The 1405-nt window shown below is 65.6% G+C and carries 1 protein-coding gene and 1 pseudogene; one reads left to right on the forward strand and one right to left on the reverse strand.

The features are described from left to right. A partial coding sequence (locus tag AC1D00_RS41090) for an MFS transporter (protein ID WP_477014640.1) occupies positions 1-607 on the reverse strand: 607 nt, incomplete at its 3' end. Positions 608-860: 253 nt separating this feature from the next. Between AC1D00_RS41090 and AC1D00_RS41095 the strand changes: the two are divergent. Beyond that, positions 861-1405 (forward strand): annotated as a pseudogene (locus AC1D00_RS41095) (hypothetical protein); the annotation flags it as partial.

Raw genomic sequence — 1405 nt, forward strand, 5'->3', positions numbered from 1 at the left:
GGAACGCCGAGAGCACGTCGGCGGGCGCCAGCGACCTGCGTTCTGACTGAGGGAGGGTTTCGGGCAGCCGCAGCACAGACCACGCGAGCGCGAGCAGTCCATAGAGCATCAGCACGACGAAGATGCCGCGCCATTGCGTGACGAGCAGCACCGCCTGTCCGAATGACGGCGCGATCACGGGCACCGCGATGAACACCATCATGGCAAGCGACATCACGCTCGCCATCCGGCGGCCGACATAGCAGTCGCGCACGATCGAGGTCGCGATCACGCGCGTTGCCGAGGTGCCGAGCCCTTGCAGCGCGCGCGCCAGCAGCAGCGTCTCGAACGAGGGCGCGGCAACCGCCAGCACGCTCGCCACCGCATAGACCGCCATGCCACCGAGCAGCACCGGGCGACGGCCGAAGCGGTCCGACAACGGACCCATGACGAACTGGCCGACGCCGAAGCCGATCAGGAAGGTCGACAGCACGAGCTGGAGGTGATTGGCGACGGGAATCTTGAAAGCGGTTCCGATATTCGGCAGCGCCGGCAGCATCATGTCCATCGCAAGCGGATTCAGCGCCATGATGGACGCGATCACGATGACGAATTCGGGAAAACCCATGGGCCGGTGTCCCGAGGATACCCAGCTGTCGGCATTGACGTCGGACAAAAAGCTCACCTCTGATTGAGAGGCTTTATGTCTTGTCCCTGCTGCAACGCACAACCCATGTTTTGGGATGGCTGTCAGGCGGGGCGGGAGCGGACAAGACCTGGTGAGGTCGCCGTCAGCCTGTCGAAGCGGCGCGGCGATACCACCTGAGGTGGCAGGATTCTTGCTACGGTATCCGTCGCCGGAATGGCCGCGGAGAACCGTGATGCTCTCGACGCAACGCTCGCTCGCGACGGCTCAACTCGGCCGCAATAGCTTCGAGGAGATCTTCGAGTCCCGGACGCCGTTGCGCGAGGCCGCCCTGGAGTCATTTCGCCGCAGGAACGCGGTTCTCGACGGTATCTTCTACGACATCGGCAAGGTGACCCAGGAGGAGGCCCGCGAAACGGCGCCCTGGCTGGCACGCGAGGGCGCAATCCTGATCGTCCCGCCATCCGGCGCCGGATCGCTCAAGCTCTGCAACACCGTGGAAGACTTCGCCAATGCTGGCGGCGCCGATGTGCGTATCCTGGCGGTGGCCGGCGTCGGCAGTTCGGCACTGGGGGCGGCGGCCTTCGCACGGAATGTCGCTGACGCGTTTGGCGTGTCGGCTGCTGCCGTGGTGTCGGGCTACGGGCTTGCCGATCTTCTGACCGAGGCGCTCGGCGGCTGGTTCTGGTTCGGCACCCTCAACCGCCTGCGCCATCAGTTCGAGGAGCTGGACGACGTCAGCCGGGCGCTGAACCGGCCCGAGACCCTCAGTCCACCGAC

The sequence above is a fragment of the Bradyrhizobium sp. P2_E8 genome, assembly GCF_056403875.1.